We start from the raw sequence: 17,194 nt of genomic DNA, 5'->3' as shown, positions 1-17,194 counted from the left end.
CTGCCACGCCGAACCGGCCCGGATCGAACCGGACGACAAACCGGACCACGCGGCCGACTGGTCCGGTCAGGAAGCGACCACTCCACGCCGGGCTATTTGTAGCATACGTTTCACTCGAGCAGGTTCCGCAGTGGCCATTCCAGCGGCCAGGACGAGCAGGTCGACCGGGTCGACGTCAGCCCGCAACGCACCGGCGTTCCGGGCCCGCTCAGCCAGCCGGCCGACTGTTTCCACCATCGCCGCATGCCACTCCTCGTGCAGTTCCGACCGCCGCGCCGAGGGCTCCAGGCTCCGGGCGAGGTCCCCCTTCTCCGCGATGTGCCGCACGAAGGCCGCCAACCAGTCGAAGAGCCGGTCGAGCAGAGCCTCGGCATCGCCCGGCTCCACCGCGTCGGCTCGCATCCGGTCAACCGTGTCCAGCCCGGCCGCGTCCAGGCCCGCGGCACATAGCGCCTGCACCTCCTCGGCGTACACGGCGACGAGGAGGTCGTCGCGGGTCGGGAAGTGCCGGTACAGCGTCGCGTTGCCGATCCGGGCCCGCCGGGCGATCTCGTCGAGCGGCGCCTGCGTGCCCAACTCGGCGAACACCTCCCGCGCAGCCTCGATCAACTGCTCGCGGTTCCGCCGGGCATCAGCACGCATCGGCTTAACTGGGGACATCCCTGGTTATACTACCGGGGATCTCCCCAGTTAGGAATGATCATGGATCCAGCCGACCGAATCGCGATCACCGACCTGCTCTCCCTGCACGGCCACCTCGTCGACGCCGGCGAGTCCACCGACGAGCTCTTCACCCCCGACATCGAGTACGACGTCACCGACCTCGGCGGCGGCGTGATCGTCGGCCTGGCCGCACTGCAGGAGGCGGCCGAAGCCCTCGGCGACCAGAACCCGGTCGGCCACCACATCACCAACATCGTCCTGACCGAGTCCGGTCCGAACGAGGTCACCGCCCGCTCCAAAGGCCTCGGCGTCATGGCCGACGGCACCTGCGGCAGTGTCACCTACGACGACCTGATCATCCGCACGCCCACCGGCTGGCGCCTCCGCCGCCGAAGGGTCCTCGCCCGGAGACGTCCCCTCGGCCGGTAGGTTCGCGGGTATGGGTGGTGTTGGGCATTTCGTCAGCGCTGAGGCGCAGGCGGCGTATTTGCGGCTGTACGACGTGACGCTGATGGGCATCCCTGGACAACGCGAGTCCCTTGACGTGCGTACGACGTACGGGCAGGTGCGGGTCTACCGGTACGGGGCCGACGACGGGGTGCCGATCGTGTTGCTGCACGGGCGGGCCGGGACGACGGTGATGTGGGAGCAGAACATCCCGGGGCTCGCCGAGCGGCATCCGGTCTACGCGATCGACGTACTCGGGGAGCCTGGCCGGAGCGTGCAGACCGTGCCGATCCGATCCTCCAAGGAGCAGGCCGTATGGCTGGACGAGACGTTGGCTGAGCTTGGGCTGGACAAGGCGCACGTCGTGGGTGTGTCCGGCGGGGCCTGGCTCGCGTTCAACCTGGCGCTGCGAGCACCGGCGCGGATCGCCTCACTCGCGCTGGTCGAGCCGGCGAATGTGTTCGCGCGGTTCGATTGGCGATTCCTGCTCGGCGGGTTCTCACTCGTGCCGGGTCTGCCGGACGGCCTCAGTGCGCGGTATCTGCAGTGGGTCGCCGGGCGGGTGCCGATCGAGCAGCCGGCCGGGCGCTTGGTGATGGCGGGGTTGCGCGACTACCGGATGAAGCTGCCGATGCCGTCGTACGGGAACGACGACGCGCTGCGGAGCATCCACGTGCCGACGCTGGCGCTGCTCGGCGGGCGCAGCGTCGTCCACGATGCGCCCGAGGCGGCGCGCCGGGCGCAGACGTTCCTGCCCGACAACCAGACCGAGCTCTGGCCGGAGGCCGGGCATGGCCTGCCGACCGAGTTCCCCGAGCAGTTCAACGCCCGGCTGCTCGAGTTCGTGGCTGAGCAGGTCTAGGCCCGCCAGGGCATGTGCTGCAGGGCCCACGTGTTGCCGTCCGGGTCCTTGAACCAGGCGTAGAAGACACCGCCGAGGTCCTCGGTCTCGCCGACGTCGACGCCCCGGCCGATCAGCTCCTGCCGGGCCGCCTCGATGTCCTTCACGACCAGGTGAAGGGCACGCAGCGAGCCCGGATCCATGTCCGCCATCGGCAGGCCCTGGAGCAGACTGATCGAGCAGAACGAACCAGGCGGCGTCAGTTGCACCACGCGTACGCCGTCAGCCGGCGAGACGTCCACGTCGACATGGAAGCCACACTGCTCGGAGTAGAACCGCTTCGCCCGGTCGATGTCCGCCACCGGCACCGGGATCAGCTCGAGCAGGAAGGCACCCGGCTTCACCAACGGCGCGGTCGGGTCCGGCGGGATCTCCGAAGCGTCCTTGGGGATCTCAGTCTGCGTCGGCGGCGGACTCGGCGGATCCGGCACCCCGGTCGGCGTCTGTTCGCTCATGCCGACTTCTTCGCGGTCTTCTTGGCGGTCTTCTTCGCGGTCTTCTTAGCCGCTGCCTTCTTGGCCGGCGCGGCCTTCTTCGCCGGAGCCTTCGCCGCCGCCTTCTTCGCCGGGGCAGCCTCACCGCCACCGGCCCGACGCGCCTTGGCAGCCTCCACCGAGGCGCGCAGCGCGGCGACCAGGTCGACGACCTCGGCGCCCTCCGGCTCTTCCTCTTCGGTTTCCGGCAGCGGCACGCCGGCCGCCTTCGCCTCGACCACCTGCTCGAGCGCGTGCCGGTACTCGTCGTGGTACTGATCCGGGTCGAACTCGCCCCGCAGGGTGTCGATGTACGACGCCGCCATCGCCTTCTCCTGCGAGCGGATCTCCACGTCCTCGGCCGGCGCCGCGAACGACGCGTCACGTACTTCGTCCGGCCACAGCATCACCTGCATCACCAGGATGTCGCCGTACGTCCGGAGCAGTCCGAGGCTCTCCCGGGATCGCAGGGCGACCTTCACCAGCGCGTACAGCTCGGAGCCGTCGAGGGCGTCCCGCAGCAGCACGTACGGCTTGGCGCCAGGTCCGCCGTCGGCCTGCAGGTAGTAGGACTTGCCCAGGTACAGCGGGTCCACCTGGTCCGCGGGGACGAACTCCAGGACGTCGATGACCTTCTTGCTGGACAGCGGCAGGTCGGCGAAATCGTCCGGCTCGAGCACGATCATCCGGCCGTCGGCCATCTCGTAGCCCTTGCCGATGTCGGAGTACGGCACTTCCTCACCGCACTCGGCGCAGATCCGCTTGTACCGGATCCGGCCCCCGTCGGCGACGTGCACCTGGCGGAACGAGATGTCCTTCTCCTCGGTCGCCGAGAACACCTTGATGGGGATGGTCACCATCCCGAACGAGATGGCACCCTTCCAGATCGCCTGCATCGCCACCAACTCCCCTTGGTCAGCTCGAGCCGTTCAGTCCGCCGCGCGGCCCCTCCGCCGCCAGCAGATCGGGAATCTCCTGCGTCGCGTACCACATCAGGTCTTCACCCTCGCATGAATCGAGGGCGAAAACCGCGTCGTCATCGCCATTCTGGGCCGCGTCCCAGAGATCGGCAGCCTTCTCGACCACCGTCACCGCCTCGGCCGCGTCCACGTGGACGGCGGCCACCGAGGACCACGGCACCACCACGTTCAGCTCCAGCCGCGCGTCGCCCAGCTCGACCGTGCCGTCCGCGGGCGGGACCGCGCCCACCTCGCAGGCGACGACCACCCGTCTCCGTGGAGTACCCGGATCGGCCGCGAGCAGTCCCACCGACGCCCGGGCCGCTTGCGCCATGGCGGCGTACTCGAGCTCCTCGTCGTCGCCCTCGGCGTACCACTCCCGCAGCGCGGGTGTCACCGCGTACGCCGTCAACGGGGGCGGACCGAACTCGCCGGCATGACAGGCCTCGTCGAGCCCCCGGAGCGTGGATGGGATGTAGAGCCTCATGAGCCCGCCTTCTTCGTCGTACTGCGGGGTTTCTTCCGGCCACGGGACGCCCGGTTCCGGCTGCCCTTGGTGGTCTCGAGCAACTCGTCCAGCGCGTCCGTCACACATTGGGCGAAAACAGCCAGATCGGGCATCGCGGTCCGGTCCGCGTTCAGCCCGAAGGACACCTTCCCGTCGTACGACGTGACGCCGACGGACAGCCCTTGTCCCGGCATCAACGGCACCACCGGGTACGACGCCAGCATCGGCGCACCCGCGGCGTACAGCGGGAACTGCGGACCGGGCACGTTGGTGATCACCACGTCGTCGATCGGCCGGACCGTGGCGGTCGCGACCCGGGCGGCCAGCGCGTGCAGCGTGGTCGGCGCGAACCCGGCGATGCCGACCAGCGAGCGGGCGCTGACCGCGCGGCCGGTGTCCTTGTGCACCTTGGTCTGGTACGAGATCTGGTGCAGTCGCATGACCGGTGAGTTCTCCCCCACGGGGAGCGTCACGGTCGACGCGATCACCCGGGATCCGAGCGAGGTCGGCTCCTCGTCATCGTCGTCGCGGATGCTGACCGGGACGACCGCCCGCACGCTCCGGGTCGGCCCGACCCCCTCACCGCGCGTCATCATCCAGGCCCGGAACGCACCGGCGACCACAGCCAGGATCACGTCGTTCACGGTGCCGCCGTGCATCGCCCGGACGGTCCGGTAGTCCTCCAGGTCGGTCTGCACGGTCGTGAACCGGCGCTGACCGGAGGTTTTCACATGGAGTGAGCTCTCCTGCGCGTGCCGCTGCGCGGCCAGCGAACCGACCACGCCACCGAGCACCTCGCGGACCGAGGTGGAGCCGGTCAGGCTGGCCATCTCGGCCCGGGCCAGCTCCAGCACGGCGGTCGGATGGCGGGTGGCGTCGGCGAAGACCCCGGCGAGCAGCTCCAGCGCGGACGGCGGGTGGGCCGGCTGCCAGGTGTCGGTCGGGGTGTCTCGCGGATGCGCGGTCGCGTCCAGGACGACCTGACCGATGTCGACCGTACTGTTGCCGTCGACAAGGGCCTGGTGGGACTTGGCGATGATGGCGAACCGGTCGCCCTGCAGGCCCTCGACCAGGTACATCTCCCACAGCGGCCGGGCCCGGTCCAGCCGCCGGGACATGATCCGGGCGACCAGCTCCAGCAGCTGGGCGTGCGTCCCCGGCCGGGGCAGGGCAGAGCGCCGTACGTGAAAGGTGATGTCGAACTCTTCGTCGTCCACCCAGACCGGGCCGGCGAACCGGCCAGGCACCTGCTGGACCCGCTGCCGGTACCGCGGCACGAAGGCGATCCGGTCCCGGATCAGGGCGACCAGGCTCTCGTAGTCGAACCCGTCGTCACCATGCACCGGCGGCTCGAAGATGTCGACCGTCCCGACGTGCATCGGGGTGGCCGGCGACTCGGCCTTGAGGAAGGTGAGGTCCAGCGACGTCAGCCGGTCCGGCATCGGGTCACCTTCCTCTCTGCTTGAAGCTTGTCTCGTCACCCTAGCGGCCCGCGCCGACAGTGGCCTGCGACACTGGCTCATCGGGAACACTGAGCCATAGGTGTTCGTCAGGCAAGAGGGTGTGTCCCACGCCCCGAGAACTTCACAAACCCCTTGAAAGGCCCTCCGACCGATGCGTTCGACGCTCACTCGCGGTACCGCCGCCGCACTTCTCCCCGCCCTCGGCATGCTGGTCCTGGCCGGTTGCGGGAACGAATCCGACAGCGGCACGAGCCCGAGCACGACCCCGTCGGCGACGACCCCGTCCAGCCCCCCGACCGACCTGCCGACGACGACCACCCCGGGCAAGCCGAACACCAGCAGCCCCTCGAATACCGCCGACCCGTCCGGTGAGCAGGCCGACGTGACGGTCAGCGTCACCGTTGCCAACGGCAAGGTCAACCCGAGCGGCGCGACCATCAAGGTGAAGGCCGGCCAGACCGTGCTGGTGACCGCGGTCAGCGACGCGGCGGACGAGGTGCACATCCACGGCTACGACAAGGAACTGCCGCTCACCCCGGGCAAGCCCGCGTCGGTCAAGTTCACCGCGAACATGAAGGGCACGTTCGAAATCGAGACACACGAGAGCGGCAAGTTGGTCGCCAAGCTCGTTGTCTCGTGACGGTGCTTTTGGCCGGGCCTTCGGCGCCGGCAGGGTCACGGGGCCCTGGTTCCCGACCTTCCCTCGTCGCTCCAGTCGCTTCGCTCCCTGCGCTCCTCAGTCCAGGCCGGGGGGCCTCGTGACCGCACCTCTTCTCCTACCGATGCATGGGATCGGCGGCCGGCAGGATCTGCCGATCCCGTTCGGTCTGGCTGTCGGCGGTGCCGCGGTCGCGATCGCGCTCTCGTTCGTCGTCCTCGGCCTGGCCTGGCGCAACCCGAAGTACCGCGGCAACGCGTCCGGCACACCGTTGCCGGGCGCAATCACCCGGACCATCGACGCCGGTTGGTTCCGGTGGGTCGTCCGGCTGATCGGGCTGGCCGTCTTCCTCTACGCGATGGTCGCCCTGCTGTTCGGCGTGGACCGGCTGACCAACCCGATCTTCGGCTTTATCTACATCCTGGTCTGGGTCGGCCTGGTGCCGATCTCGATCCTGCTCGGCCCGGTCTGGCGGACGCTGAACCCGCTGCGGACCGTCCACCTGATGCTCTGCAAGGCACTGCGCCAGCCTCCCTCGAAGGGCCTGCTGGAACTGCCGTCCTGGCTCGGCCTCTGGCCCGCAGCGCTCGGCATCTTCGCCTTCACCTGGCTCGAACTCGTCGCACCGGACCGGGCCACCATCCCGGTCCTACAGGCCTGGATCGCGCTGTACATAGTCATCACCCTGTTCGGCGCGATCCTGTTCGGCGACCGGTGGTTCTCGACCGGCGACCCGTTCGAGGTCTACGCGTCGCTGATGGCTCGGTTGTCACCGTGGGGCCGTCGTACCGACGGAGCACTGGTAGTCCGCCGGCCGCTCGAGAACCTCGACGGTCTGAAGGCTCAGCCGGGTCTCGTCGGCATGGTGGCCGCGCTGCTCGGCTCCACGGCGTACGACGGGTTCTCGAACTCGTCGGCGTGGATCGGCTGGGCGCAGAACACCGACTACTCGATGACACTGCTCGGCACGTGCGCGCTGATCGCGTTCATCCTGTTCGTGCTGGTCACGTACTCGGGTGCCACGCTGCTGGCCGGCCGACTGTCTGGCGGTTCGCGTCGCTCGCTGCCCGGGCTGTTCGCGCATTCCGTCGTACCTATTGCTCTTGGGTACGTCGTTGCGCACTACATGACCCTGTTCATCCTCGAGGGGCAGCGGACACTCATCTACCTGAGTGACCCGCTCAGCAACGGGGCCAACGTCTTCGGCACTGGGCTGCTCGCGGTGAACACCGGCATCACCAACCACAGCGGGACGATCGCCGTCATCCAGGTGCTGGCCGTCGTCTGCGGTCACCTGATGGGTGTCATCTCGGCTCACGACCGTGCTGTCGCGCTCTTCCCGCGGCAGAAGGCCCTGGCCGGTCAGCTGCCGCTGCTGGTCGTCATGGTCGGCTACACCACGGGCGGACTGCTCCTACTGTTCTCTACGTGATGTACACGGTTGCCGAACGCGAGAGCTTGCGGGACGCGTTTAGTGGCGGCAGCCCGTGCAGACGAGCGTGTTGCCGGTGCTGCGCTGACGGGCTCGGCTGCAGTGAGTGCTGAGGACGAGTGGTCCGATGTGGACCTGGCACTCGGTTTGGCGCCGGACGCTGACCAGGATGCCGTACTGGCCGACTGGACTGCGTCTATGTACTCGCAGTACGGCGCTCTGCACCACACCGACGTGTGGTCGCGTGGGACGGTCGATCGGGTGTTCTGCTGGCTTCCACGTTGCAGGTGGACATTGGTCTGCTTGCGGCACGGTGTGCCGCACTCACAGGGTCGCGGCCTTCACCTGTTGCCTGCGGCCACCACTGCACCGTTGGAGGCGACTCTGGTGCAGTCACTGGAGGCTGCTGAGCTCACACGGGCTTTCAGCGCGAGTGTCGACGTACTGCTGGCTGAGATCGCGCACGTCGACGCTGACCTGGCTGTCAGGCTTGATCGGCCGTTGCGGGAGCTGGCTTGGGCAGACTCCGGCTGGTGACCGCCAGGACGATGAAGGCGATCATGCCGAGGATCAGGTGCGAGTTGCCGGGGATGGACTGCCAGAAGGTCCAGTCCAGCTCACGATCGTCGCGGTACGGCACCCACCAGATCGAGCGCAGTACGAACAGGCCGTAGAAGAGCACACCGGTCGCGACCGCCGGATTGAGGCCCCAGACCCGGTTGACCGCGCGGATCAGGCTCACGCCGAGGGGGATGATCCAGACCCAGTGGTGGCTCCAGGTGACCGGCGACGCGTACAGGACGGCCAGCGCCATCACAGCGATCGCGGTGACCCGCTCGTCCGCCAGCCAGTACCGCCGGGCCATCCACAGCACCAGCAGGCCGAAGACGGCCGAGAGCACGAACCACGTCGGCTGCACCCAGCTCGCTTCATCACCAAGCCGGTGCAGGAAGCCGTTGAACGACTGGTTGCCGGTGTACGCGAGCCCACCGACCCGGTTGGCGTCCAGGATGACCTCGGTCCAGTACCGCCAGGACTGGTTCGGCACGATCGCGAACCCGACCGCCATCGTCGCCAGCAGACCCAGTAGCGCGTTCCGCAGCGCTCGCCACTGCTTGGTGACGATCAGCAGCGCCAGGAACGGCAACGGGGTCAGCTTGACGCCGATCGTCACGCCGAGCCAGAAACCGCGCAGCCGCGCGTTCTGCGGCCGGACCAGGTCCAGCAGAATCATTGCCGTCAGCAACAGGTTGATCTGGCCGAACTGGATCGTCTGCCAGACCGGCTCGAGCAGCAACGACATCAGAGTGAGGGCGACCAGCAGAACGGTCCGCTTGCGCTGGGTGAAGTACGACCAGGCGGTCTCCGGCAGGCTGGTCCGCCACAAGGCCGCGACACACAGCACGGAGATGGTGGTCCAGACGACCAGCGCGACCCCCCACGGTACGGCGGCCAGCGGCACCATCGCGATCGCGGCGAACGGCGGATAGGTGAACGGCAACCCGGATCCCGGCAGCTTGGCGTCGTACAGCGAACCGCCGTCGAGCAGCACCGAGCCGCCCATCCGGTAGACGCGGAGGTCGATCATGCCGCCGAACAGGCCGTACGCCCAGGCGCCGAGCGCGACCAAGGCGGCGCAGGCGACGATTCCGATGACGAGCCGGCGAGGTACGACCGGGCGGGAGGCAGAAGAGGTACTGGTCATCACAGTCACGTCAGGTCGACTCCGAACAGGGTTTCCAGCGCGCGCAGGGTTTCGTCGTACGAGGTGTGCAGGATGCCGGTCATGCCGAGCGCGTTCGCGGCCTGGACGTTCAGCTCGAGGTCGTCGATGAAAACGCACTCCTCGGCCTTCAGGTCCAGTCGGCGGGCGGCCAGCAGGAAGATCTCCGGCTCGGGCTTGCGCAGCCCGACCTCACCGGAGATGACGATGTCGTCGAACATCCCCTCCCAGGTGTCCCGCGGGTAGGTGTTGCCCCACGAGTTCGACAACAGCGCGGTCCGGATCCCGTGCGAGCGGGCCCGGCGGACCAGCGAACCCATGTCCGGCTGGTGCTCGAAATGCGCGAACATCCGCTCGATCAGCCCCTCCGCGGGCACCGGCGTACCGTCGCGGCGAACCAGGATCGAGGCGAGCTTGCGCTCGAAGTCGGGTACGGCGATCTGGCCGCGTTCGAGAGCGTGGACCGGGTTGAGCTCGGCCTCCGCGACCGCATCGGCGGGCGTCTCGGCCGGCAGCCACGCCATCACCGCCTGCACGTAGGAGTCGAAGTCGAACCCGTCCAACTCGGCCCACCGCCGCAGCGCATCCTCCAGCCCGGAAGTCAGCACACCGCCCCAGTCCACCAGCAACCCACGCGGCACACCCGCCTCCAAAGACATGCCCGAAGCCTACTCAGCACAAATCCCCCTAACCCTCCCGGTCCTCCCCCTCACTCCCCGTAAACCCCAACCACCCCGCTGGTGCAGCACGCCAGCGCCCCTGCCGCCCACCTCCACCCCGGCCGGCCCGGCCCCATTTCAGGGGTCAACCCCTGAGCTTGTGGGTTGCGGACCCAAAATCTGCCTCGGCAACCCACAAGGCGAGGGGTTGACCCCTGAAATGGCCGGTTCTGCCCGCAGTTGCACCCTTCTCCCCACCGCATGCCGCGCGCCGTACCGGCTCTGCCATCACACCACCGCCGGGTGCCAGTGGTCAGCGGTTGTATTCGATGGTTACGTCGCCGGAGGAGGTGTTGGCTTTGATGGTGCGGGTGGCGGTCGGGTCGTTCTGGATGGTGTTGGTCTCGTCACCCGACGACGTCTCGCTGTCGACCTTGTACGGCTGGGTCCCGGACGGGATCCGGATCGTCACGTCGCCTGAGCTCGACTCGGCCTCCACCAGCTGCGGTTCGGCCGAGAAGTCGAGTTCGACGCTGCCCGAGCTGCTGTGCGTGCTCACTGTCGTCGCGCTCAGACCCTGCGCCTCCAGGTCCCCCGAGCTGGACTCCAACTGCAGCGCCCCACCGACGTTGTGGACCTCGATGTTGCCCGAGCTCGACTTCAGGTCCGCACCCTCCTCCAGCCCGGAGACCTTCAGATCCCCGCTGCTGCTCTCGAGCGTCACCTTGACGTCCTTGGGCACGGTGAGGATGTAGTTCGTGTCGCACCCGAACGACAGGAACCCGCACCCCGTGTCGCGCAGCTCCAGCTTCCCGTCCTCGTACTTCTCCTTCGGGTCGGAGCCGAACACGTTGCGCTCGAACTTCCGCTCGATCGTGATCTCGGTCCCGTCCCCCGGCCGTACTTCGACATCCGCCGAGCGAGCCTCGATCGTCAGCGCGTCGCCCTCCACCGCGTACGTGTCCTGGCTGACCTTGGTGTCCTCGGTCAGCCCGGTCAGCGCCCAGTAGACCCCGCCGAGGATGAGCGCGACGGAGATCGCGATGCCGTACCGCCGCTCCGTGCTCATCGTGCTCGCGGGCCGGCCCTGAACCTCGGACATGCTTCCCCCTGGGGTGCGGTGACTACCTGTCAACCCTGGCACATCCCCGGCCCCCTGTCGGTGGGGTTTTCCCCCGTATCCCCACCGACCCAACCCTGACCCCACCACCCCAACCCCTGACCACCCCGCCGCACCACCCCAAGCCCACTGACCCACCACGCAACCCCTCAGCCCGCGGATGGCACGACCCGACAGCAATGGGGACCTGAGACAGCTTGTCGTGACCTGGGACTGGATATTTCCGGTCCCAGGGCACGGCTTCATGTCCCATCTCACGTCGCCAGGGAGAGTCGGGCCGCCAGGTCCACGGCCGCCAAACCACGCCCGCGTCCAGAGCACGGTGGGCTTTCCTGGATTCGGCCGCGACAGGCTCAGAGGTCCTTGGTGACGGTGGCGGCGAACTGCTGGAGGGACTTGCGGAGCTTGCTGGACTTGGCGGACTCGGCGAGGCTCCGCCCGCGGGACATCGCGGCGTCGACCGCGCTCTGGTCGAACGGGAGCAGCGCAGCGGCTTCGACGCCGGCGTACCGTCCGAGCGCCTCCGCAACGGCATCCGTGGGCGAACTGCCGAGCGACCCTGAGCGGATCCGGTTCACCACCACTCTGGTGCTGACCGACGGCACCGCCGCCCGCAGCTCATGGATCGCCCGGATCAATCGGGTCAGCCCGACCGGGTCCGCCGTACCGACGACGATCACCTCGTCGGCCTCCTCGAGCGTCGCCAGGGTCGCACCGTTGCGGCGCGGCGCCAGCGAGTCGAACGAGATCTCCTCGTCGGACTCGATGCAGAACCCGACATCCACCACCGTGCAGGGTGCGAGCATCCGCGCCGTCGACCAGATCGACTCGATCGCCGCGGGTCGTAACTCCGTCCAGCGATCGGCCCGGCTGAGCCCGGTCAGCACCAGCAGATGCGGCTCGACCTGGCGCGCATGCTTCGCGAGCATCGCCATGTCGAGCGCGCCGCTCCCCGCCGAGCGCGCCGCGGCCGCCAACCCCGATGTCTCGTCGAGCATGCCGAGTTGCTGCGCGACGGTCCCGCCGTACACGTCTGCGTCGGCCAGCAAAGTTGGCACGCCCTTCACCGCGAGCTCACACGCCAGCCCGACGGCGACCGTCGTACGCCCCGGAGCGCCGGTCGGACCCCAGACCGCGAGCATCCGCCCGCTGCCCTGGTTGTAGACCGGCGGCGGCTGGCCGGACGGGTCGGGCGTCATCGGTACGAATCCGCCGGCGAAGTGGGAAGCCGACATGGGCGGACCGGAATCGACCGCGTCGGTGACGGCGCGACCGAGATCCTCCGGACTGACGTCGGCCGGGAGGATCCGCTCGATCCCCATCCGGCTGAGCCGGTCCTCGGTGCCGAAGGGTTCGCCGTTCTCGGACGGATCGACCAGAGCGACCACTGCGATCCGGCGAGCATGCAGCGCGGCCACCGCATCGGATGTCAGCCTGGGCAGATCGTCGGCGAGCAGCACCGCCCGTGCCTGCCCGCTCGCGGCCGCGGCCATCACGTCGGCGATGTCGACGCATCGCCGTACCACCCGGATTCCGGGCGCGCGCTCGGCCCGCCGTACGACGTCCGCCTCCCACGGCGCCCCGGTCACTGCCAGCAGGACTGGTATCGACATCAGCGGCCTTGCCTGACCAGGATCGGCTCGCCCGTGCTCATCGCGGACAACCTCGCCGGGAGGCGTGGCAGATCGGACGGCGCCAACCCGACCAGGACCTGTCTGCGGGCCGAACCACCCGCAACGCCTTTCACCGCGTCGATCTGGAGCACCCGAACCTTTGCCCAGAGCAACGTCGCCGGCTGGTCCGCGTCCTTCGGCACCACCCAGATGTCGACGTCGTCCCCGGCTGCGGTATCCGACGGCAGGCGCCCGCTGGCGACCGACAGCGGCAACTCGATGCGGTCGTTGTCAGCCTCCGAGACGGCCGCCTCCCTCGGGACGAACTCACCCGCGTCGACAGGCCGGGTGACGACGAGACCCTTCAGCTCCGCGTCGGCAGCGACGTACCTGCCCGCATCCTCGCTGTTGGTGAAGCGCACCCGCACGGTGGTCAGGTCGTCGCTGGTCAGCGTCGTCCCGGCCGGGATGTCGTGTTTGGCCGCCCAGATCGTGGTGGTGTCGTCGGCCGCCGAGAGCAGCTTGGCGCCGGCGAGTGCGGTGACGGCGACGAGCAGCACGCCAAGCACGAGCCGGCCGTCCTTCCACCGGGCCCGCCGGTTGCGCTGGGCCGGGACGGACGGCGCCCCGAACCCGGTACCGCGCACTGCTGTGTCGACCACGTCGAACTCCCCAGTCAATCGATCGCTCTCGAAGCCGACATTCTGCCCTCTCGAGGTACCTCCCCGTGAATGACTATCCACAGGCTGTCAGCCTGGGGACAAACGGGACCGTCCGGTCGCCAACCGTGGCAAACTGAAGGAACCAGCCACTACCTGAAGGAGCAGAACTGATGCCGGCTCCGCGATTCCTCCAGCTCGCCGACGTCGCCGAGATGCTCAACATCTCCGCGAACCAGGTGTACGCCCTGGTCCGCCGCGGTGACATTCCCGCGGTCAAGATCGGCGGTCGCGGCCAGTGGCGGGTCGAGGCCACCGAGCTGGAGAAGTACATCGAGCGTCTCTACACCGAGACCCGGGAGTTCATCGACGCCCATCCGTTCGGTGAAGAGGCCGAGCAGTCGGAGGACGTGCACAACTAGCGACGTCTCAGCGGCGGCGTAGGGCGCACAGTGCCTGGGTCGGCACCAGGCGCACGTTGTTGACCTCGGTCCGCCGCCGTGGCGCATCCAGCGGATGCTCCGCGATCTCCAGGAAGTCCGCCCCGACCCGATCGATCGTCCCGGTGACCGGTACGCCGCCACAGAACAGCGTCACCGGTGAGCGGTCCCGCGCGATCCCGCGCAGCAGGTGCGCAAGCCCCAGCTTCCCCGCCACCGCCCCGACAGCCGGTTCGGCCCACGGCCCCAGTCGATGTACGGCGATCAGCGCGGCGACCGGGATCAGCCACTCCTCGTAGCGTTCGGCCTCGATCAGCAGGCAGTCCTTCCCGACCCGGGTGAGCAGCCCCTGGACGGGCTCCGCGTGTGTCAGTTCCACGCGTACGACGGTGTCGACGGCACCGCGAAGCCGGTCGAGCACGGTGATCTTGCCGACCTCGGCACGGATCCGATCCGCCACCTCGCCGTACAGATCCTCCGCCTGGAGCGCATCGAACTGCGACTCCAGATCCGCGAACAACGCATCCCACCGCATGGCCGCGAACCTACCCGATCGCGCTCACCTTCCGTGCGGCAAGCCGACGCTGCGTGACATTCCCACTTGCAAACTGCCCTCATTATCGGTCTATAGTGGTCAAACCGACGCAAACTCAAGCAAACTCATAGATCAGAGGCGAAACGGGGTGAACGGGATGATCCGGGGCCTGAAGGGCATCCTCGCGCTGGTGGCGCTGGCCGTTCTGGGCCGCGCCCTGCGCTGGATGACGGCCGGTTCGATCGGCGCGGCGAACAGCCACGACCTCGACTCGATGACCGTGCTCGCGGTCGGGACCGTGGCGTGGATGGCCTACGGCTGGCTCGTCCTGGCCGTGCTCGCGACCGTCCTCGAGCAGATCCCAGGCGTGGTCGGGGCGGCCGCCACCGCAGTGTCCGGGCGGATCACCTCGCAGACCTCCCGCACCCTGCTCCGCTCCGCCCTCGGCCTGGCCGCCGTCACTCCCCTGACCGTCGGCGCAGCCCAAGCCACCCCAGGCCATGGCGCAATCACGCGACCGTGGACCCAGGTAGAGCCCCGCTCCACCGTCCAACCCACCGACACCACCTGGCGCACAACGAAGCCGCCATCAACCGTCCGCCCGTCCGGCCCGACCTTTTCCAGTACGCCGGATGCGACGAACCGCCGTACCACTGAGCCCCCGTCCTCCGTCCGCCTGTCCAGGCCCGTCACGGGCGGCGCGACTTCCTACGGTGAACCGGATACTCCAAACCGGCGCACCACCGAGCCGCCGTCCTCCGTCCGCCTCTCTGGGTCGCCCCCGGCCGGCACCTCCTCCGGTACGCCCGACGCGTCGGACTGGCGCACCACTGAGCCGCCGTCCTCCGTCCGCCTCACCGGTCCTCGGCCGACCACGAGCAGCCGCCCGCAGGACGTCGTACCGGCGGCGCCACAGCGGACGACCTCTGGATCTCGCACTGAGAACACTTCCGGCACGCGTGCTAGCCGAACTGCCGGAAGTACTCCGGCTGGTGCGCCGGCTGACGGTGGGACTCGGGGCGAGGTGCCGGGTGGCTCGCGTGTGCGGGTTGGTGTACCGGACCGGCCGACTGCGGGTGCTGCGACGCGGTACACGGACGTGCGGTCGGGTCAGCCCGTGCGAGTGCCCGCACGCGTCGTCGTCAAGCCCGGCGACACCCTCTGGAGCATTGCCGCGAACGAGCTCGGCCCGAACTCCACCGCCGAGGCCGTCGCCGCCCGCTGGCCGGCCTGGTACGACGCCAATCGCCAGCAGATCGGGCCTGACCCCGACCTGATCCTTCCCGGCCAGGTGCTGCGAATCCCGGCATCCGCGACCGGTAACCCCGTGCCGCCCACCCACCAGGAGAAGTGACATGAGCCAGAACCTGCCCGCGGTCCCGTCCCAACACCCCACCCCGAGCCGGACCCTCACCTCAGTCCCACCACTCTCCGACTCCACCCCCCAACTCACCGACGCACGGCCTGCCCTGTCGGACGTGGCAACACCACGCCTCCGCGCAGTCAACCCCAACCAGACCCGCCACCCCATCCCGCCCACCGTCCACCACGCCGGCACCATGACCCCCGACGCCCTATCCCGCCGCCACCGAGCCCTACCCCACCTAGGCATCACCCCCACCCCACCAACCCCAACCGACGCCAAACCCCTCACCACCACCCAACCCGAAGCCGCCCCCTCAACCGCTCCTTCGCAACGCGAACCCGCAACCGCCTCCGCCTCTGCCCCGGCTCCGGCGACCTCCTCGGCTGCTCCTGGATCTACCTCAACCGCGTCCCGGGCGGCTGTTGCAGCCGGTCGGGCCGAGTCCCCAGCCGCCGAAGCCGTCTCGGCCGAATCCGCGTTGGCCGAGTCCCCGACTGCTGCTGCAGCCAGCCCGGCCGAGTCGCCAGTTGGTGGATCTGTCTTGGCCGAGTCCCCAGTTGATTCTGCAGCTGTCCCGACCGAGCCCTCGGCTGCTTCTGCCGTGGCGTCTGCTGCACCTTCTGTTGGTTCAGGTTCTGGGGCGGGTGAGAGCACGGCTGGCGAGCGGACTGTGGCGTCGCGTCGGGGGCTTGCTGTGGTCCCGGTGGCTGCTGAGGGACAGGCGGCTGGCGTCGTGTCAACGGATGCTCGGAATCGGGGTGCGACTGCCGGGCCTGGGTTGCCGGATCCTCGGGCCTGGGGCGGGCGGTTGGCGCAGGCTGTGTCCGAAGTGCTGGCGGGTGACCGGCCGATCTCGCAGCTGGTGCGGTTCACGGACGAGACGGTGTTTGCCGACCTCAGCCGCCGGGTCCGGCTGCTGGGCCTGACCACCACCGCCACCGCCCGCGGCGCCAAGGAACGCAGCTCCCTCCGTTCGGTCCGTGTCTGCACCCCGGCGAGGGAGATCGCAGAAGTCGCCGCCCACGTCCGCCATGGCGAACGCTCCCGCGCCATCGCCCTCCGCCTGGAAATCCGCCGCAACCGCTGGGTCTGCACCGCCCTCGAAATCGGCTAATGCCGGCATCTAGCAAGGTCAGGAAGTTAACCCCGGAGCCGATCACGGCCGTGTGGTTGGCCCAACCGTCAGCCAGCGCCGGATGCGGGGGTCACTTGCGGGGTTCTCCCCTGACCTGATCCCTTCTCCCTCGGTATGCGGTGGGCAGAAGGGCGCATCTGAGGGGTTCTCCCCTCAAATTGCCCCGGGGCGGGGAGGTGCGGCGCCGGCGCGCGGAGATGCGGCGCCGAGGTGGGGCTGGCACAGCGCCGGGGTCGGGCTCGCACAGCACCCGGGTCGGGCTCGCACAGCACCAGCGCCGGGGTCGCGTTGGCACGGCGCCAGCGCCGGGGAGGTGCGGCACCAGGGTGGGGTTTGCCACCGCGACGGATGCGGGGCATTTGCGGGGTTCTCCCCTGACCTGGCCCCTTCTCCCTCGGTATGCGGTGGGGAGAAGAGTGCATCTGAGAGGTTCTCCCCTC

At 68.9% G+C, this 17,194-nt stretch carries 19 protein-coding genes; 8 read left to right on the top strand and 11 right to left on the bottom strand.

The window, feature by feature from the left end; translation table 11 throughout:
• Window positions 1-66: 66 nt before the first annotated feature.
• Window positions 67-642, bottom strand: a complete 576-nt coding sequence (locus tag V9K99_RS30120; RefSeq protein WP_337005377.1) for a TetR/AcrR family transcriptional regulator — start codon at window positions 640-642, stop codon at window positions 67-69.
• A gap of 60 nt (window positions 643-702) precedes the next feature.
• Here V9K99_RS30120 and V9K99_RS30115 point away from each other — a divergent pair, with 60 nt between their 5' ends.
• Both V9K99_RS30115 and V9K99_RS30110 read left to right on the top strand, forming a co-directional pair.
• On the top strand, window positions 703-1,092 hold the full coding sequence (locus tag V9K99_RS30115; RefSeq protein WP_337005375.1) for a nuclear transport factor 2 family protein: 390 nt from the start codon (window positions 703-705) through the stop codon (window positions 1,090-1,092).
• Between the two features lie 10 nt (window positions 1,093-1,102).
• Entirely contained in the window at window positions 1,103-1,972 is an 870-nt protein-coding gene (locus V9K99_RS30110; protein ID WP_337005373.1) for an alpha/beta fold hydrolase, read from the top strand.
• Here V9K99_RS30110 and V9K99_RS30105 read toward each other — a convergent pair.
• Genes V9K99_RS30105 through V9K99_RS30090 form a run of 4 tightly spaced genes read right to left on the bottom strand, consistent with a single transcriptional unit; the run spans window position 1,969 to window position 5,393 of the window.
• A complete protein-coding gene (locus tag V9K99_RS30105; RefSeq protein ID WP_337005371.1) occupies window positions 1,969-2,466 on the bottom strand; it encodes a VOC family protein in 498 nt (165 codons plus the stop codon). The genes V9K99_RS30110 and V9K99_RS30105 overlap by 4 nt on opposite strands.
• Window positions 2,463-3,380: a non-homologous end joining protein Ku gene (gene ku, locus V9K99_RS30100; protein ID WP_337005369.1), complete on the bottom strand. Its 918-nt coding sequence runs from the start codon at window positions 3,378-3,380 to the stop codon at window positions 2,463-2,465. The genes V9K99_RS30105 and ku overlap by 4 nt, the downstream gene beginning before the upstream one ends.
• Before the next feature lie 19 nt (window positions 3,381-3,399).
• Window positions 3,400-3,930 carry a DUF6912 family protein gene (locus tag V9K99_RS30095; RefSeq protein WP_337005367.1) on the bottom strand — a complete coding sequence of 177 codons (531 nt, stop codon included), beginning with the start codon at window positions 3,928-3,930 and terminating at the stop codon, window positions 3,400-3,402.
• On the bottom strand, window positions 3,927-5,393 hold the full coding sequence (locus V9K99_RS30090; RefSeq protein ID WP_337005365.1) for a WS/DGAT/MGAT family O-acyltransferase: 1,467 nt from the start codon (window positions 5,391-5,393) through the stop codon (window positions 3,927-3,929). Before V9K99_RS30090 ends, V9K99_RS30095 begins: the two co-directional genes overlap by 4 nt.
• Before the next feature lie 172 nt (window positions 5,394-5,565).
• Here V9K99_RS30090 and V9K99_RS30085 point away from each other — a divergent pair, with 172 nt between their 5' ends.
• The 3 genes from V9K99_RS30085 to V9K99_RS30075 all read left to right on the top strand — a co-directional run bounded on the left by V9K99_RS30085 (window position 5,566) and on the right by V9K99_RS30075 (window position 8,041).
• Window positions 5,566-6,054, top strand: coding sequence for a cupredoxin domain-containing protein (locus V9K99_RS30085; protein ID WP_337005363.1), 489 nt, complete (start codon window positions 5,566-5,568; stop codon window positions 6,052-6,054).
• Window positions 6,055-6,196: 142 nt separating this feature from the next.
• Window positions 6,197-7,504 (top strand): hypothetical protein, encoded by a 1,308-nt coding sequence (locus V9K99_RS30080; protein WP_337005361.1) that lies wholly within the window; start codon window positions 6,197-6,199, stop codon window positions 7,502-7,504.
• 102 nt (window positions 7,505-7,606) lie between these two features.
• Window positions 7,607-8,041 carry a hypothetical protein gene (locus V9K99_RS30075; protein WP_337005359.1) on the top strand — a complete coding sequence of 145 codons (435 nt, stop codon included), beginning with the start codon at window positions 7,607-7,609 and terminating at the stop codon, window positions 8,039-8,041.
• Here the strand turns inward: V9K99_RS30075 and V9K99_RS30070 are convergent.
• From V9K99_RS30070 to V9K99_RS30050, 5 genes are all read right to left on the bottom strand, one after another.
• Window positions 7,989-9,209 (bottom strand): glycosyltransferase 87 family protein, encoded by a 1,221-nt coding sequence (locus tag V9K99_RS30070; protein ID WP_337005357.1) that lies wholly within the window; start codon window positions 9,207-9,209, stop codon window positions 7,989-7,991. The two genes, V9K99_RS30075 and V9K99_RS30070, sit on opposite strands and share 53 nt — an antisense overlap.
• A gap of 5 nt (window positions 9,210-9,214) precedes the next feature.
• Window positions 9,215-9,886, bottom strand: coding sequence for an HAD family hydrolase (locus V9K99_RS30065; protein ID WP_337005355.1), 672 nt, complete (start codon window positions 9,884-9,886; stop codon window positions 9,215-9,217).
• Between the two features lie 313 nt (window positions 9,887-10,199).
• On the bottom strand, window positions 10,200-10,988 hold the full coding sequence (locus V9K99_RS30060; RefSeq protein ID WP_337005353.1) for a DUF4097 family beta strand repeat-containing protein: 789 nt from the start codon (window positions 10,986-10,988) through the stop codon (window positions 10,200-10,202).
• A 371-nt stretch (window positions 10,989-11,359) separates the two neighbouring features.
• Window positions 11,360-12,619 carry an AAA family ATPase gene (locus V9K99_RS30055; RefSeq protein WP_337005351.1) on the bottom strand — a complete coding sequence of 420 codons (1,260 nt, stop codon included), beginning with the start codon at window positions 12,617-12,619 and terminating at the stop codon, window positions 11,360-11,362.
• Entirely contained in the window at window positions 12,619-13,281 is a 663-nt protein-coding gene (locus V9K99_RS30050; protein WP_337005349.1) for an SAF domain-containing protein, read from the bottom strand. The genes V9K99_RS30055 and V9K99_RS30050 overlap by 1 nt, the downstream gene beginning before the upstream one ends.
• Before the next feature lie 170 nt (window positions 13,282-13,451).
• Here V9K99_RS30050 and V9K99_RS30045 point away from each other — a divergent pair, with 170 nt between their 5' ends.
• Window positions 13,452-13,700 carry a helix-turn-helix domain-containing protein gene (locus tag V9K99_RS30045; RefSeq protein ID WP_337005347.1) on the top strand — a complete coding sequence of 83 codons (249 nt, stop codon included), beginning with the start codon at window positions 13,452-13,454 and terminating at the stop codon, window positions 13,698-13,700.
• A gap of 7 nt (window positions 13,701-13,707) precedes the next feature.
• Here V9K99_RS30045 and V9K99_RS30040 read toward each other — a convergent pair whose 3' ends face one another.
• Window positions 13,708-14,253: a hypothetical protein gene (locus V9K99_RS30040; RefSeq protein WP_337005345.1), complete on the bottom strand. Its 546-nt coding sequence runs from the start codon at window positions 14,251-14,253 to the stop codon at window positions 13,708-13,710.
• A 157-nt stretch (window positions 14,254-14,410) separates the two neighbouring features.
• Between V9K99_RS30040 and V9K99_RS30035 the strand changes: the two genes are divergently transcribed.
• Together V9K99_RS30035 and V9K99_RS30030 are read left to right on the top strand one after the other, a co-directional pair.
• The gene (locus tag V9K99_RS30035; protein ID WP_337005343.1) at window positions 14,411-15,607 is read left to right on the top strand and encodes a LysM peptidoglycan-binding domain-containing protein; all 1,197 of its coding nucleotides are present in this window, start codon (window positions 14,411-14,413) and stop codon (window positions 15,605-15,607) included.
• Window position 15,608: 1 nt separating this feature from the next.
• Window positions 15,609-16,733, top strand: a complete 1,125-nt coding sequence (locus V9K99_RS30030) for an Rv3235 family protein (protein ID WP_337005341.1) — start codon at window positions 15,609-15,611, stop codon at window positions 16,731-16,733.
• Window positions 16,734-17,194 lie beyond the last annotated feature (461 nt).

It is taken from the genome of Kribbella sp. CCNWLW201 (genome assembly GCF_037203805.1).
In the GTDB taxonomy this organism is placed as follows: domain Bacteria; phylum Actinomycetota; class Actinomycetes; order Propionibacteriales; family Kribbellaceae; genus Kribbella.
Note: the sequence above shows the minus strand (reverse complement) of the source record. Positions and strands in the feature narration are given on the sequence as shown.